The following is a 14,211-nucleotide window of genomic DNA, read 5'->3' on the forward strand; positions in this document are numbered from 1 at the left end:
GGGGCGGTGGGGGGGGTTCGGGGCCCCCCCCCCCCCCGGGCCGCCCCCCCCCCCCCCCCCCCCCCCCCCCCCCCCGGCGCCCCCCGCCCCCCCCCCCCCCCCCCGCCTCCGGGGTGTGGGTCAGCCGCCGATGGGACGACGGTGGGGCTTCTTCGGGCCCTTCTTCGGGTCCGGCTTCGGGGCGTGGTGCTTCTTCTTCGGCTCGGCCTTGCGGGCGGGCTTGACCGGGACGATCTTGTGGAAGCTCATGATTCTGCCTCTCGGAATTCGGTGTTTCTTTTCCTTTGCCGGAGCCGTTCGGCTTCGACACGGAAGACATTAGGAGCGATATCCGTGAGGAGAATCGGGCTGAGCTGTGCGTTTACCAAGAACGATTTCAAGGAATTCTCATGCCGGATGGGGAACCGCACCGCCTACGGCCCGGAGAGTGCGGCCCGGGGCGCGAGCCGGGCCGCGCGTACGGCGGGCCACAGGCCGGCGAGCGCGCCGATCGCCATGGTGGCGCCGACTCCGACGCCCAGTGCCCAGGGCGGAACGACCACCTGCCAGTTCTGGGAGAGTGCGTATCCCGCCGATGCTCCCGCGCCGAGGGCGGCGCCGCTGATGCCGCCGAGGGCGGAGAGCATGACCGACTCGGTGAGGAACTGGGTGCGGATCTGGCCACGGGTGGCGCCGAGCGCACGGCGCAGGCCGATTTCGCCACGCCGTTCGAGGACGGCGATGACCATGGTGTTGGCCACGCCGACACCACCGACCAGCAGGGCGATGGCGCCGATGCCGACGAGCAGGCTGGTGAAGGCCCGGTTGGCGGCCTGCTTGGCGCTCAGCGCGTCGGAGGGCCGGGAGACCGTGACCTCGTTGGGCGCCTCGGGGTTGACGGTGGCGGCGAGGACTCCGCGTACCTGGTCGACCTTGCTGTCGGCGGTGCGGGTGTAGATCATCGTGGGGCGGCCGTCGAAACCCAGGTGGGTCTTGGCCGCGTCCCAGCCGATGAGCGCCGCCGAGTCCAGCTCGGGGGCGAGCGGCGCCTTCTGGAGGATTCCGGTGACGGTGAACCACTGCTCCCCGAGCCAGATTTGGGCACCGGGGGTGGTGATGCCCAGGTTCTCGGCCGCGGTGGTGCCGAGGACGACGGCCGGGTAGCGGCTCTGGGCGCCGTTGAGCCACGTTCCAGCGGCCATGTGGAGCCCCACGGTCCTGGGCAGGTCGAGTCCGGCCCCGAGGACACCGATGCCTCTGCTGGCGGCCTTGGGAATGCGGTCGTTGCGGTAGACCTTGGCGTCCTTGACGCTGCCCGTGGCAGCGGCGTTCTCGACCGGGGCGATGTGTCTGACCATCCCGGCGGCGTTTTCGGGCAGTGGCGCGGGGTCGCCGACGAAGTCCTTTCCGGGCGTCACGGTGAGCATGTTCGTACCCACCGAGGCGAGTTGGGCGTTGAACGCGGCCTGACTGGAAGCGGATACGGCGACCACCGCGACCATCGCGGCGATACCGATCGCGATACCCAGCGCCGACAGCAGTACTCGGGTGGGGCGGGTGCGCAGTCCCACGCTGCCCACCCGCAGGGTGTCGGCCAAGCTGAGCCTGCGGGGGGTGGGGCGGGCCGCGGTGAGGCGCCGCGGGTCGAGGCGGCGGCTCACCGCAGGACCCCTTCGGTGATCCTGCCGTCGCGTACGCGGATGCGGCGGGGCAGTGCGGCGGCCAGTTCCTGGTCGTGGGTGATGATCAGGACGGTCGTGCCGGCCGCGTTGAGTTCCCGCAGAAGTTCCACCACGGACGCTCCGGACGTGGTGTCGAGCGCTCCGGTGGGCTCGTCGGCCAGCAGCAGCGGCGGGTCTCCGACCACCGCGCGGGCGATGGCGACGCGCTGTTTCTCGCCGCCCGACAGTTCGTTCGGGCGGTGGTCGAGGCGGTGCCCGAGGCCGACCCGGCGCAGGACCTTTTCGGCCCGCGCGCGGCGTTCCCTGCGGGCGACGCCCAGGTAGAGGAGTCCGTCGGCGACGTTGTCCAACGCGCTGACCCCGTCGGCCAGGAAGAACTGCTGGAAGACGAAGCCGATGGACCGGGCCCGCAGCGCGGACAGCCTGTTCTCGCTCAGGCCGGCGATGTCGTGACCGTCGATGCGTACGGTGCCGGACGTCGCCACGTCCAGCGTGCCGATCAGGTTGAGCAGGGTGGATTTTCCGGAGCCCGACGGGCCGACGACGGCCAGGAGTTCGCCCCGGTCGACGCGGAAGGACACCTGATGGAGCACCTGTACCCCGCCCGGATACACATGGCCGACGTCTTCGAGCTCCACCAGCGCCGGTTCTGTTGGCGCCGGTCCGGCCGGCCCGGGTCCGGTCGGCACGGGCCCCGCCAGGGCCGGCGTCATGCGGCGACCCCTACCGTGGTGCCGGCCGTGAGGCCGCTGCCGCTGACCTCGACCCTGCCGTTCGCGAACATGCCGAGCTTCACGGCGCTGACTGTGCCCTTGCCGTCGGCGCCGATGACCTCGACGCCGTAGCCGCCCTCACGGAGCGCGAGCAGTGCGGTGATCGGCACGGTCAGGACGTTCTCCTTCTTCGCGCTCTGGAGCCCGACGGTGACCGGCGCTTCGGTGATGTCCGCGACGCCGTCGTCCAGCTCGATGTCGACGCGGATGGTGGATTTGTCCGCGGCGCCGTCCGTGCCCGGCGTCTTCTTCACCGTCGTACCGACACTGGTGATCGTGCCCTTGACCGTTTTGCCGTCGGGGAGGGTGACGGTGGTCGTGCCGTCCTTCTTCGCCAGCGACCGGTCACCGATGTCCAGGTCGACATGGACCTGGCGCTTGGACGAGGTGCCGGTCAGCACGGGTCCGCCCGGCCGGACGTCCGAGCCGACCGGGGCCTTGTGCCCGCCGATCCTCAGGGCTCCGGAGGCGAACACGACCCGGCCGTCCTCCACCTTCCCGGTCTGGAGAAGGCCGAGAGCCTTCTGCCAGCGTTTGACCGCCTGCGCGGTGAGGTCGGTGAATTCGCTGTCGGGGGTGAAGCCGCGGTAGCCGAGGGCCTGGAGGTTCTCCTCCAGCTGGCGTACGTCCTCGCCCTTGTCTCCGCTCTTCATGTCCCGGTACGCGGGCGACTTCCCGTACAGGAGGACCACGGGTTTTCCGTCCACGCCGTAGAGCTGCTCGCCGCGGGAGACGGTGCTGCCGATGCCCGGCAGGCCGGTGACGGTCCCGGGCAGCCGTCCCATGACCGAGGTGCTGCCCTTGAAGCCGAGCGTTCCGTCGACCTGCTTGCTGTTGATGAGCGTCTGGCGGGTGACCTTGTCCGTGTGCTGCGTCGGCTTGTCCGAGCCCGCCGCCGGGGCGGTGCCGACGTCGGCGGTCGCGTAGTACACGCCGCCGCCGACCGCCGCGACCAGGACGGCCGCGATGATCCAGTGGCCGCGGCGCCGGCGGCCGCGTGGCCGGTGGCGCGGGGCGGCGTCGGGGGAGTCGTCCCCGCTCTCTTCGCTCTGCGGCACGGTGCCGCTCTCCGTGGCGGCGGTCACAGGCCGGCCTTACCGCTGGACATGGCGCCGCATGCCTCGAGGGCGTCCTGCGTCTTCTTCGATTCACTGTCCGGGATGTTCATCCTCCCCTCGTCGGTCGGGTCCTCGGCCTCGACTCCCTTGTCGCGCAGACACTTGGCCAGCTTCACGTCCTTCGCCTTCTGCTCAGGGGTGTACTTCGGGGCCTGGCCGTCGGCGTTCGGCATGAACTGCTTGCACTGATCGAGCGCCGCCTGGAACTTCTTCGGGTCGGAGGGCTGGACGAAGTTCGCCCCGTCGGCGTCCGGGTCGGGCATGTCGATGCCCTGTTCGCGCATGCAGGACGCGTACTTCAGCCGGGCCTTCTGCATCTCCTCCGGGCTCTTCTCCTTCTGGGAAGCGCCCGCGGACGGCTTCTTCCCGCCACCGGCGCTGGCGACATCGTCATCACCGCCGCCTCCGCCACAGGCCGTCAGGACGAGGACCATGCCCAGGGTGGCCGAGGCCAGGGCACAGTGCTTACGCAGGGAGAGGACAGGCATGGGGACCTCACGGTTGGGGGTAAGAGCCGGTGCTTGCGCCATGAGAGAACCAGCCGGCCGTGCGCAGGGAGGTAAGCGCGGGAGGCCGTCGCGCCCCGCCACGCTTATCCCTCTGCAATCGCCTCCCTGCTTGCATGGCTGGGCCGGGGTCCGATCCACCCGGTTTGTTACCTTCAGTAACTGCCGCGTACCACCCCGAGGAAGCTCCCCCATGAGGGTCCTGATCGCCGAAGACCACCACATCCTGGCCCGTACGATCGCCACCGGCCTGCGCCGCGAGGCCATCGCGGTCGACCTGGCCGGCTCCGGGGACGTGGCCGAGCGGATGTGCCTGCTCAACGCCTACGACATCATCGTCCTGGACCGGGATCTGCCCGTCATGAGCGGCGACGAGGTGTGCCTGCGCCTGCGCGCGCTCGAGGACCCGCCCCGCATCCTCATGCTCACCGCCGCCGGTTCGGTGGAGGACCGAGTGGCCGGGCTCGATCTCGGCGCCGACGACTACCTGGCCAAGCCCTTCGACTTCGCCGAACTCCTCGCACGCATACGAGCGTTGAGTCGGCGCGTGCCCACACCCCCGCTGATGATCCTTCGGCACGGCGGCATCGAGCTGGACCGGGGCCGTCGCGAAGTCCGCATCGACGGGGGGCCGGTGGAACTGAGCCCGAAGGAATTCGCCGTCCTTCAGCTCCTGATGGAGGCGCGCGGCGACGCCGTGACCCACCGTGCCCTTCTGGACCAGGTGTGGGACGAGAACATGGACTCGCGCACCAGCGCCGTACGCGCCACCGTCAGCCGGCTGCGTGGCAAACTCGGCCGCTCCGAAGCGATCTCCATGGACGACGGCAAAGGCTACCGGCTGTGCTGAATCCCCTGTCCCTCGTCAGCCCGCCGGCCCTGCGGGCCGCGCTGCGCGACCGCCTGACCTTCCGCGCCAAACTCACCGCCGCTTTCACCGCGCTGTTCTTCTGCGCCGGAGCCGCACTGCTGATCTTCGTCACGGTGCTGGCCCGGCAGGGAACCATGGAGCAGTTCGCCCGCATCACGATGGACCATACCGGCGGGCCAACCGCTCCCCAACCCACCTCCTCGACCTCGTTGGCCCCCGTGAGTCCGCCGGGGCCCGACCGCGCCGCCTCAACGCCGGGTCCCGGCCCCGCCGCCTCGACGGAGCCTTGGCAAAAGGCCGAGGACGCCCGGCTGGCCAGGGTGGAAGTCAACAACAGGCTCCAGGAGACCGCCGTACGGCAGATGGTGGTGTGGTCGGCGGTCGGTCTGGCCGTCATGGCCGTACTGTCCGGCGCCATGGGCTGGTGGCTGGCCGGCCGAGCCCTGCGCCCCGTACGCAAAGTGATCCTCGCGGCCCGCCGGATGAGCGAGGAGAACCTCCACGAACGCCTACAACTCACCGGACCACAAGACGAGTTGCGGGAACTGGGCGACACCTACGACACCATGCTGGACCGCCTGGAGAGGTCCTTCACCAGCCAGCGCCGGTTCGTCGCCAACGCCTCCCACGAACTGCGCACCCCCCTGGCCGCCCAGCGCACCAGCATCGAAGTCGGCCTCGCCGACCCGCTGCCCGCCCACCTGATCCCGGTCCGCGAGGACCTGCTCATCACCAACCGCGAGGCCGAACACCTCATCGCCGCACTCCTGCTGCTCGCCCGCAGCGACCGCGGGCTCGACGAGACCGAGGACACCGACCTCGCCGAACTCACCCGGCAGGCCGCCGACGAACTCAGCTCCCTCGCCGCCGAACGCACCGTCGTCACGACGGTGCACACCACGCCCCTGTCCGTGAACGGAGACCCGGTGCTCCTCAAGCACCTGGCTTCCAACCTGGTACGCAACGCCATCCAGTACAACCACCCGCAGGGCACGGTCACCGTGCGCATCGACGATGCCCGCCGACTGACCGTGACCAACACCGGCCCCCGCATCGACCCCACCCGCGTGGACAGCCTGTTCGAACCTTTCCGCCGCCTCGACCGCGATCGCACGGCCGTTCACGGCCACGGCCTGGGCTTGTCCATCGTCCGCTCCATCGCCACCGCCCACGGCGGCACGGTCACCGCCGCCCCGGTCCCTGCGGGCGGCCTCCGTATCGAGGTACGGCTGCCGACGACGCGGTGACGCACGGCGGTGGCGCACGGGACCGGTCGCGGCCCGCGCCCGCGACAAGGTTTAGCGGGTCTTCCCGAATGTCAGCCCCGCGCCGGTCAGATCGGCCCGAATTCCCTCCGGGGAGACGCCGATGTTCGCCAGCTTGATGCCCTTGGCCTTTTGGGGCAGCTGGAAGGAGAGCTCCAGCTTTTCCGTCAGCTCCGGCACCTTCATCCGTGTCAGCGCCGCGGCCACCGTCGGATCGATGCCGAGCTTCCTGGCCAGCTGGGGATGGTCGTTGGCCGCCTGGACGAGGTTGACCGCGAGCAGCGCCGGGACGAAGCGCGGCGCCCCCGTGATCCGGTCCAGCATCCGGTCGTCGTTCCGCGCCTGCCCGGCCTCCGCCGGCGACACCCCGAGCTTCTCCGCCACCGAGGGGATCGACAGCAGCGCCCGCGCCTTCTCGGAGTCCTCGCTGATCTGCCGCGCCGCCTTCTTGTGCAGATACAGCCCGGCGCGCGGCTCGGGGCCGGGCCGGTAGGTGGCGATCCCGGGGATGTCCAGCCGCATATCGGTGACGCTGGTGGAGATCCCACGGTCTCCCTGGCGCCGGATGTGTGCCTGGGCGTGCAGCGACACCTGCTGGCCGGCGACCGGAAGCTTCCCGTCCGCGCGCACCGAACTGGGCCCCAGCGCCTGGAACCGCACCTGAGAGGCGCCCAGTTCACGGCTGAGGTCCTCGAAGGACAGCAGCACATCGCCCTTCATCCGGCCCACCGTCGCGCCCCGGAAGGAGCTGGGCAGATCCCCCACGATCCGGATGTCCTGGGCCTGGGCGCGCACCTCGGCGAGCGAGACCCGGTCGGCTGCCACATCGGGGACGGCGATGTCGACCTGCTGCAGATCCTTGCCGAGCACCTGGGTGAGGAACGGGAAGCCGTGGATCGTCACATTCGGCGCCGTGGCCAGATCCAGCTTCTTCTGCAGCTCCTGCTCGGCCTTGCGCTCGCTGTACATCACGGCACAGCGGTCGCCCAGCACCAGCAGCAGGCCCAGCACGAGCAACCCGATCAGCGCCTTCGCGGTGAGCGGTATCCCCCTGAAGCGGCCGCGCCGACGCCGGGACGAACGGCGGTGGTTGGGCGGTGACCACGCCGCGCCGTCGTCCTCGGAGCCTGAGCCGGACCCCGAGCCGACCGGCTCACCCCTGCGCCCGCCGCCATCGGCGTCGTCGTCATCCGACGCCAGGCCGAGGCCCAGGGGATCGTCCGGATCGTACGGATCGGCAAGCTCGGCGAGTTCCTCATAGGGGTTGCTGTAATGAACAGCAGGTGAACCGCTGTGAGGATGCGAGGGCTGGGGTGAAGATATGCGTGTGGGGGATCGCATTGATCCATACCACCACGGCACACTGCTCCACCCGCAAGTCCTAGCGGCGATACGTGGCGAACCGCACGTTCCGATTTCGCCCTCCGTGCACGTGGCGTTTCTCAGCGCGTGCCGCGTGAGACCGCCCTCGCCTCGGTGACGGTGACCGCCCTGCCGTCCATCTCCGTGCCGTCGAGCTGGGCCATCGCCTTCTCCGCGGCCGTCTCGTCCATCTCCACGAACCCGAACCCCCGCGAGCGGCCGCTCTCCCGGTCGGTGATCACGGTGGCGTCCAGCACCTCGCCGAACTGCCCGAACAGGGTCGCCAGGTCCCTTGTCGTCGTCTGGTAGCTCAAGTTGCCCACATGCAGTCGTTTGGACATGACCGGCTCTCCTTGTTCTCCGTGGTCCCCAGTGCAGCGAACCGTGTCAATCGTCTCAGCGAGGCATGAAACGGGCCATCCGCATGGGCTGAACCGGTCATACGGCTCAGTGCAGCGTGCCGAGCTGATCCTTGGAGAAGGGCACCAGTTCCGCCGTACGCCCGCCGAGTACCTTCGCGGCCCACTCGGGGTCGGCGAGCAGGGCGCGGCCGACGGCGACGAGATCGAACTCGTCCCGCTCCAGCCGATCCAGCAGATTCTCGATGTCCGCCACCCGCGCCTGCTCACTGCCGGTCCCGGGGACGAACGTCGGCAGGAAGTCCTGGTCGAGCCCGACCGAGCCGACCGTGATCGTGGACTTCCCGGTGAGCTTCTTCGTCCACCCCGCGAGGTTCAGATCCGAACCCTCGAACTCCGGTGTCCAGTAGCGCCGGGTGGAGGAGTGGAAGACATCCACCCCCGCCTCCACCAGCGGGGTGAGCAGCGCCTCCAGCTCCTGCGGGGTCTCGGCCATCCGCACGTCGTAGTGGTCCTGCTTCCACTGGGACATACGGAAGATGATCGGGAACTCGGCCGAGACGGCCTTACGGCAAGCGGCCACGAGTTCGGTGGCGAACCGGACCCGGGAGGCGGAGTCGCCGCCATAGGCATCGCCGCGCCGGTTGGTCGCACCCCACAGGAACTGGTCGATCAAATAGCCATGGGCGCCATGCAGTTCGACCCCGTCGAAACCGATCCGCTCCGCGTTGGCCGCCGCCTCCGCGAAGGCCGCGATCACCGCGTCCACGTCGTCCTGCGTCATCGCCCGCCCGACCGGCTCGCCGTTCAGCCCGATCCCCGACGGGCTCAGCACGGGCGCCTCGGGGCGCGGCGGCGCGCCCTCCTCCCGCGACACTCCCACATGCCAGATCTGCGGCGCGATCCGCCCACCCGCGAGATGCACCTGCTTCACGACCTCGGCCCACCCCGCCAGGGCGTCCTCCCCGTAGAAGCGCGGCACGCTGTCGCTCAGCCCCGCCGAGGGGTGCTCGATATAGGTCCCCTCCGTAATGATCAGCCCCACCCCACCGGCCGCGCGGCGCGCGTAGTACGCCACCACATCGGCATTGGGCACGCCCCCGGGCGAGAACATGCGGGTCATCGGCGCCATGGCGATCCGGTTGGGCACGGTCAGCCCGCCCACGGTGAACGGCCGGGAAAGAACCTGGGCCGCGCGCTCAGCACTCCCGTTTATGGACACGTTGATACTCCTTGACCATGCGTCGTCACAGCGTGGAATCGCGCTGCCCGGCCAAGCTAAAACCTGACGTCAACGTGAGGGTCAAATACCGGAGGCCGCCTCCGGGGGGGCGAAGCCCCTGCCGGGGCGCCTGTGCGGCCGATTACGTACCGTCATCACCCTGTCGGCTCCTTCAGGCTGCCACCGGGCGCCGGAGAGGGCAGAGTGGGGCCGTGGCGCGGCCCGCCGAGCGCACAGGCGCTGGCCTTATCCCTGCGGCATCGGGTTCTTCCCCCGGCCAACGCAGGTCAGGAGACCACTCATGGCGGCAGGAGCGAGCAACACCACCGCGAATGACGACTGGGGCAAAGCGAACTTCAACGACATCTACGACTGTCCCGACCCACGCCCGTACTTCGCAACCCTGCGACCCCTCGGGTACCAGATACCCCACCATGGCCAGGCCGTCTTCCGGGCACTGGCCCATGCCCTGCGCCGCCTGCACCCCGACCGGACGCCACTGAACGTGGTGGATCTGTGCTGTTCCTACGGGATCAACACAGCTCTCCTCAACTACCGTGTCACTCTGGCGGACCTGTCCACCCGGTACACCTCCCACCACCTCTCCGCCCTGCCGGCCCGGCACCTCGTGGCCGAAGACCGGACCTTCTTCGCAGCGCGCCGCCGCCCAGAAGCCGCAAGGGCGACAGGCATCGACTCGGCGGCCCGGGCCGTCGGATACGCCCGCGCCGTCGGCCTGCTCGACCACGCCTTCGCGGAGAACCTCGAAGTCACCGAACCGAGCCCCGCCCTGCGCCGCACACTGGCGGGCACGGACCTCATCACCGTCACAGGCGGCGTCGGCTACATCTTCACCCGGACCTTCACCAGGCTTCTCGACTCCATGCCGACCCCGCCGTGGGTCGCGGCGTTCGTGCTGCGCACCGTGCCCTACCAGCCGATCGCCGATCTGCTCGCCCGCTCGGGCCTGGTGACGGAGAAGCTGCCCACCCGTACCTTCCGGCAGCGCCGCTTCGCCGACAGCGCCGAACGGTACGCGGCGTTCGACGCCCTGGCTGTGAACGGACTGCACACGGCAGACAAGGAAGCGGACGGCTACTACCACACCGACCTGTATGTCTCCCGGCCCGCTTCCGACATCGCGGTGTTGCCTCTCGCACGTCTGCTGTAACCCGAGGCGCGACGGCGAACCCTCGGTGCCTGGCTGGAACTCCGGCGCTGACGCTGGCCCGACACCCTCGAAGAGAAGACCGCGATCCGCTACGCGAACTCCGTACCCCAGTTCCTTGAGCGTTCTCACCGGTTATCGGTGAGAACGATCATTGGTCTCGACCGACCAGCAGTCGACCGCCCGGCAGAACCTCGTCCTTCACGAGGCCGGGATCGAGGACGTCCCGGCCCGGGAGCTGCCGGTCACCCTCGACATGTCGGGCAGGGCCGCCATCCGGCCGGCCCCGGGGCTGTCACACAAACCGACAGGTGGCCGTCGAAGGTGCCGATGCCGTCACCGGTCCGGCCAGGTGAACCCGCTCGTAGATTCGGCATCCGGGCCGAGCGCGGTGTCGCCATCGTGCCGAGCGGGGGCTACCTGCGAGCCCCGGACACGCCGCCCAGCGGATCGGCCCGGCCTCCGTCAAGATCAATCCCACCGATGACCGCTGTATCGATGTTCGCCGAGGCCGGCCACCCCCTCTCGAAATCGCTTGATGTATTAGTTGTGCTAGATCAAGCGATTTCGAGAGGGGGGTACCGGGGAGGGCCGCACCCCCACCGGCCCGCCGGTCGGCAACGCGCCCTGCGCCGCTGCTCAAGCGAACAACTCGTCACGCCGAGCGGTCAGACACTCGTAGAACTCGCCCCGGAAGCGTGAAGCTTCCGCCAACGCTTCCCTCCGGACAGCATCAGGCAGCAGACTCACCCTCACGGCCTTCGTCGTGATCACGTGCACCTTGGTCGGAGCACATGATCAGACGAAGGCCGCCCCCGCGTCTGGCGAACCCCCAGGTGAGCGGCTCAGTTCGAGACACCGTTCGAGGCCGGAAGAAAGAGAACAAGCTCATCGGGCGAGAGGCTCGGGGAGACCTGTGAGCCGAATGCCGGCGTGGGTCTTGTAACGCCTGTTGATCCCGATCAGCAGCGCGGTGATCCGCTCGCAGACACCGCTCATGTCCAGCAGGCCGCAGTCGACGGTGCGCAGCCCGGGGATACGGTCGATGAGATCCGCGGCCAGGACCTTGTCGGCCGTGTGATCGCCGCAGAGCAATACGTCCTCGTCCAGCCGGAGCTCGATGTCCTGCAAGGTGGCGGCGCTGACCGTCTGCAGAGCCGAGACCACGCCTGTGCCGTCCGGCAGCAGGGCCTGGGCCTGTTCGGCGGCAGAACCGGCCCAGGGGACGATGGGGCGCAGGCCGCGGGGGCCGACGGGCAGAAGGGGCGCGGTCGTGTCGATGACCAGTTGTCCGGGCTGGATGACTTTCGCAATGGCGCGCATCGTCTCGACGTGTGCGCTGAAGGGCACAGCGACGACCACCGCCGCCGCGCCTTCGATCATTGTGGTGTTGTCCCCGCCGACCGCTCCGGGGAGTTTGTCGGCGCAGCCCTGCGCCGCTTCTGCACGCCGGGATCCGATGCGGACGTTGACGCCGCTGTGGGCCCACCGGGTGGCGAGCCCAAGACCGAGGGCGCCGGTGCCGCCGACGATGGCGACGGTGTTCTCGTGGTGCGTTGTTGTGGCGGGGAGCGAGTCCGGCTGAGTGACTGTCATGGGTGATCGCCTTCGGTCGGCTGGTTCGGGAGACAGAATGCTGGTCATTCGCTGAGGGGGTGGCTCTGTGCGTTGTGTGCGGGGCCGATCCACACGCTCTTGACGTTGGTGAACTGACGGAGTCCGAAGACACCCAGCTCGCGCCCGTAGCCGCTGCGCTTGATGCCGCCGAACGGCAGCCGCGGATCGGAGGCGACGATCCCGTTGACGAACACCGCGCCGGCCTCGATGCCGGGAATCAGGCGATCGGCGCGCTCCAGGTCGGTTGTCCACAGCGCGGCGCCGAGACCGAATTCGGTGGCGTTGGCGATGTCGACGGCCTGGGCCGGGTCCTTCGCGGAGACAACGGCGGCCACCGGCCCGAACGTCTCCTCCGCCGCGACAGCCATCGTCGGGGTGACCTGGTCGAGGACGGCAGGCACATAGAAATACCCGGGGCCGTCGAGGACCGTGCCGCCGGTGACGACTCGGGCGCCCGCTGCGGTGCTGCGCTCGACCTGGTCGACGAGGTCGGAGCGAAGACCGGACCGGGCGAGCGGGCCGATCCGTACGTCTCGGCGGAACGGGTCGCCCATGGTCAGGGCAGCGACACCGGCGGCAAACGCGTCGGTGAATTCCTCGACGACCGTTTCCTCGACGATGAACCGCTTGGCGGAGATGCAGCTCTGCCCGGTGTTGTGCATGCGTGCGCTGACCGCCGCCGCGGCGGCGGCCGGGACGTCCGCGTCGGCGAGGACGATGAAGGGGTCCGAGCCGCCGAGTTCGAGGACCTGTGGCTTGAGGTGGTGCGCGGCCATAGCAGCGACGGCAGAGCCCACTTCGGTCGATCCGGTGAGGGTCACGGCGTGGATGCGGGGATCGGCGATGAGGTCCGGCACCGCGTCGGGGCCGACGAGCAGCGTGGTGAACAGACCGGGCGGGCAGCCGGCCCGGTTCCAGATGTCGGCGATGGCCAGGGCACAACGCGGCACGTTCGAGGCGTGTTTGAGCACGGCACCGTTGCCGGCCAGCAGCGCGGGCGGCGCGAAGCGGAACACCTGCCAGAGCGGATAGTTCCAGGGCATGACTGCCAGGACGAGGCCCAGCGGGTCGAAGGCGACGTGGCTGCGGGCGGCCCCGGTTGCCACGGGCTGGTGCATCAGTAGTTCCGGTCCCTGCGTCGCGTAGTACTCGCAGCACCAGGCGGACTTGTCGACCTCGGCTTCCGCTTCGGCGATGGGCTTGCCCATCTCCTCGGTGATGAGTGCGGCGAGTTGGTCGCGTTCGGCGCGCAGTAGCGCGGCGGCCCGCTTGAGGTGCTCGGCCCGTGCCGGTACGGGTATCGTCCGCCACCTCCTGGCGGCGAGGGATGCCCGCTCGACTGCCGCGTCGACAGCTGTCGGCGAGTGGGGGGTGAACTGGGCGATGACTTCCTCGGTGGCCGGGTTGACGGAGTTGATCTGGTGAACGGCCATGGTGGCCTCACTCCTTGGGGGTTGACGTGATGGTCCGCGAAGGGCGGGCATGTCCGCCGGTCGGTGTCTCGGGGCGCTCCTCGCGTGGCCGGATCAGGCGACGGAAGTGCGGCCGACCAGTTCCGGATCGGGGCCGCTCCACAGCACGTCGTCGCCGGCGACCCGCTCGTGCGCGGCGGGCGAGGCAAGCGCTTCGAGGACTTCGCCGGCGACCTGCTCGTACCATCGCGCCACTTCGGCGGGATAGTCGGCGTAGCTGCCGTTCTCCCGCAGCACGGGCCCCTCGACGGTCGGGATGTCCGTGACGCCGTCGTAGGTGACGGTGTAGGGCTTGCCCAGACGGGTCGCTGTGGGCGCGTCGATGGTTGCGTCCAGCTTGATCCACCGGCCGTTGAGGAAGGCTTCGCCGAGCGAGTGCCAGGGCAGTGGCCGTCCGACCGGCCCTCCCCACAGGGTGCGGACCTCCGGTGAGAGGAATTCCATCTTCGGGGCGTGGAGCGCCTGGAACGCGATGCGGGCAGGGATGCGGGCGGCCCTGGACAGGGCGACGAACGAACTCGCCTTGCCCATGCAGAAGGCGACGCCGTGGGCGAGGACGTCGCTGGCCGCCGATTCGCCCTCGGCGAGATAGCGGAACGAGGCGAGGATGTCGTAGGGCAGGTCGCGGACGTAGTGGTAGATGCGGCCCAGTCGTTCGCTGTCGGTGGTGGCACCGTCCGTCAGCTCTCGTGCAGTGGATACCACGAGCGGGTGGTCGGAATCGATGTAGGCGGTCGGCCTCAGGTACGCCTCGTCGATGGTGGTGAGCTCGTTGTGCGCGGTCGTCTCGGAGGTCACGGAGTAGCCCTTCGTTGAG

The 14,211-nt window shown here is 69.6% G+C and carries 14 protein-coding genes; 3 read left to right on the plus strand and 11 right to left on the minus strand.

The features are described from left to right. Nucleotides 1–120: 120 nt before the first annotated feature. From ACFYOY_RS40100 to ACFYOY_RS40120, 5 genes are all read right to left on the minus strand, one after another. The gene (locus ACFYOY_RS40100; protein WP_014053944.1) at nt 121–249 is read right to left on the minus strand and encodes a hypothetical protein; all 129 of its coding nucleotides are present in this window, start codon (nt 247–249) and stop codon (nt 121–123) included. Nucleotides 250–413: 164 nt separating this feature from the next. Further along, nucleotides 414–1,640 carry an ABC transporter permease gene (locus ACFYOY_RS40105; protein ID WP_388592609.1) on the minus strand — a complete coding sequence of 409 codons (1,227 nt, stop codon included), beginning with the start codon at nt 1,638–1,640 and terminating at the stop codon, nt 414–416. After that, nucleotides 1,637–2,374, minus strand: a complete 738-nt coding sequence (locus ACFYOY_RS40110) for an ABC transporter ATP-binding protein (RefSeq protein ID WP_388592612.1) — start codon at nt 2,372–2,374, stop codon at nt 1,637–1,639. The genes ACFYOY_RS40105 and ACFYOY_RS40110 overlap by 4 nt, the downstream gene beginning before the upstream one ends. Further along, nucleotides 2,371–3,519: a peptidoglycan-binding protein gene (locus tag ACFYOY_RS40115; RefSeq protein ID WP_388592615.1), complete on the minus strand. Its 1,149-nt coding sequence runs from the start codon at nt 3,517–3,519 to the stop codon at nt 2,371–2,373. Before ACFYOY_RS40115 ends, ACFYOY_RS40110 begins: the two co-directional genes overlap by 4 nt. Continuing rightward, entirely contained in the window at nt 3,516–4,040 is a 525-nt protein-coding gene (locus tag ACFYOY_RS40120) for a hypothetical protein (protein ID WP_351901068.1), read from the minus strand. The genes ACFYOY_RS40115 and ACFYOY_RS40120 overlap by 4 nt, the downstream gene beginning before the upstream one ends. Before the next feature lie 211 nt (nt 4,041–4,251). On the opposite strand from ACFYOY_RS40120, the gene ACFYOY_RS40125 reads away from it, so the two are divergent. Both ACFYOY_RS40125 and ACFYOY_RS40130 read left to right on the plus strand, forming a co-directional pair. Further along, the gene (locus ACFYOY_RS40125) at nt 4,252–4,908 is read left to right on the plus strand and encodes a response regulator transcription factor (protein ID WP_351901066.1); all 657 of its coding nucleotides are present in this window, start codon (nt 4,252–4,254) and stop codon (nt 4,906–4,908) included. Continuing rightward, nucleotides 4,902–6,176, plus strand: a complete 1,275-nt coding sequence (locus ACFYOY_RS40130) for a sensor histidine kinase (RefSeq protein WP_388592618.1) — start codon at nt 4,902–4,904, stop codon at nt 6,174–6,176. The genes ACFYOY_RS40125 and ACFYOY_RS40130 overlap by 7 nt, the downstream gene beginning before the upstream one ends. Before the next feature lie 51 nt (nt 6,177–6,227). Here the strand turns inward: ACFYOY_RS40130 and ACFYOY_RS40135 are convergent, their stop codons facing one another. The 3 genes from ACFYOY_RS40135 to ACFYOY_RS40145 all read right to left on the minus strand — a co-directional run bounded on the left by ACFYOY_RS40135 (nt 6,228) and on the right by ACFYOY_RS40145 (nt 9,137). Next, nucleotides 6,228–7,535 (minus strand): DUF2993 domain-containing protein, encoded by a 1,308-nt coding sequence (locus ACFYOY_RS40135; protein ID WP_351901062.1) that lies wholly within the window; start codon nt 7,533–7,535, stop codon nt 6,228–6,230. Nucleotides 7,536–7,636: 101 nt separating this feature from the next. Further along, on the minus strand, nt 7,637–7,897 hold the full coding sequence (locus tag ACFYOY_RS40140; RefSeq protein ID WP_014053952.1) for an RNA-binding protein: 261 nt from the start codon (nt 7,895–7,897) through the stop codon (nt 7,637–7,639). A 106-nt stretch (nt 7,898–8,003) separates the two neighbouring features. Continuing rightward, nucleotides 8,004–9,137, minus strand: coding sequence for an NADH:flavin oxidoreductase (locus ACFYOY_RS40145; RefSeq protein WP_351901060.1), 1,134 nt, complete (start codon nt 9,135–9,137; stop codon nt 8,004–8,006). Between the two features lie 301 nt (nt 9,138–9,438). Between ACFYOY_RS40145 and ACFYOY_RS40150 the strand changes: the two genes are divergently transcribed. Beyond that, nucleotides 9,439–10,308, plus strand: coding sequence for a hypothetical protein (locus ACFYOY_RS40150; protein ID WP_351901058.1), 870 nt, complete (start codon nt 9,439–9,441; stop codon nt 10,306–10,308). Nucleotides 10,309–11,193: 885 nt separating this feature from the next. Here ACFYOY_RS40150 and npdG read toward each other — a convergent pair. The 3 genes from npdG to ACFYOY_RS40165 form a co-directional block, all read right to left on the minus strand. Then, the gene (npdG, locus tag ACFYOY_RS40155; RefSeq protein ID WP_388592624.1) at nt 11,194–11,901 is read right to left on the minus strand and encodes an NADPH-dependent F420 reductase; all 708 of its coding nucleotides are present in this window, start codon (nt 11,899–11,901) and stop codon (nt 11,194–11,196) included. 44 nt (nt 11,902–11,945) lie between these two features. Next, nucleotides 11,946–13,355 (minus strand): NAD-dependent succinate-semialdehyde dehydrogenase, encoded by a 1,410-nt coding sequence (locus ACFYOY_RS40160; RefSeq protein ID WP_388592627.1) that lies wholly within the window; start codon nt 13,353–13,355, stop codon nt 11,946–11,948. A 93-nt stretch (nt 13,356–13,448) separates the two neighbouring features. Further along, nucleotides 13,449–14,192, minus strand: coding sequence for a transglutaminase family protein (locus ACFYOY_RS40165; protein WP_059142201.1), 744 nt, complete (start codon nt 14,190–14,192; stop codon nt 13,449–13,451). Nucleotides 14,193–14,211: the final 19 nt, after the last annotated feature.

The organism is Streptomyces sp. NPDC007875, from assembly GCF_042868035.1.
In the GTDB taxonomy this organism is placed as follows: Bacteria; Actinomycetota; Actinomycetes; order Streptomycetales; family Streptomycetaceae; genus Streptomyces; species Streptomyces antimycoticus.

Excerpts from the sequence above, each read along its gene's own strand:
- ACFYOY_RS40150 (WP_351901058.1), top strand. The coding sequence starts at position 9,439 with ATGGCGGCAGGAGCGAGCAACACCACCGCGAATGACGACTGGGGCAAA.
- ACFYOY_RS40110 (WP_388592612.1), bottom strand. The coding sequence starts at position 2,374 with ATGACGCCGGCCCTGGCGGGGCCCGTGCCGACCGGACCCGGGCCGGCC.
- ACFYOY_RS40120 (WP_351901068.1), bottom strand. The coding sequence starts at position 4,040 with ATGCCTGTCCTCTCCCTGCGTAAGCACTGTGCCCTGGCCTCGGCCACC.
- npdG (WP_388592624.1), bottom strand. The coding sequence starts at position 11,901 with ATGACAGTCACTCAGCCGGACTCGCTCCCCGCCACAACAACGCACCAC.
- ACFYOY_RS40100 (WP_014053944.1), bottom strand. The coding sequence starts at position 249 with ATGAGCTTCCACAAGATCGTCCCGGTCAAGCCCGCCCGCAAGGCCGAG.
- ACFYOY_RS40140 (WP_014053952.1), bottom strand. The coding sequence starts at position 7,897 with ATGTCCAAACGACTGCATGTGGGCAACTTGAGCTACCAGACGACGACA.
- ACFYOY_RS40125 (WP_351901066.1), top strand. The coding sequence starts at position 4,252 with ATGAGGGTCCTGATCGCCGAAGACCACCACATCCTGGCCCGTACGATC.
- ACFYOY_RS40135 (WP_351901062.1), bottom strand. The coding sequence starts at position 7,535 with ATGCGATCCCCCACACGCATATCTTCACCCCAGCCCTCGCATCCTCAC.
- ACFYOY_RS40160 (WP_388592627.1), bottom strand. The coding sequence starts at position 13,355 with ATGGCCGTTCACCAGATCAACTCCGTCAACCCGGCCACCGAGGAAGTC.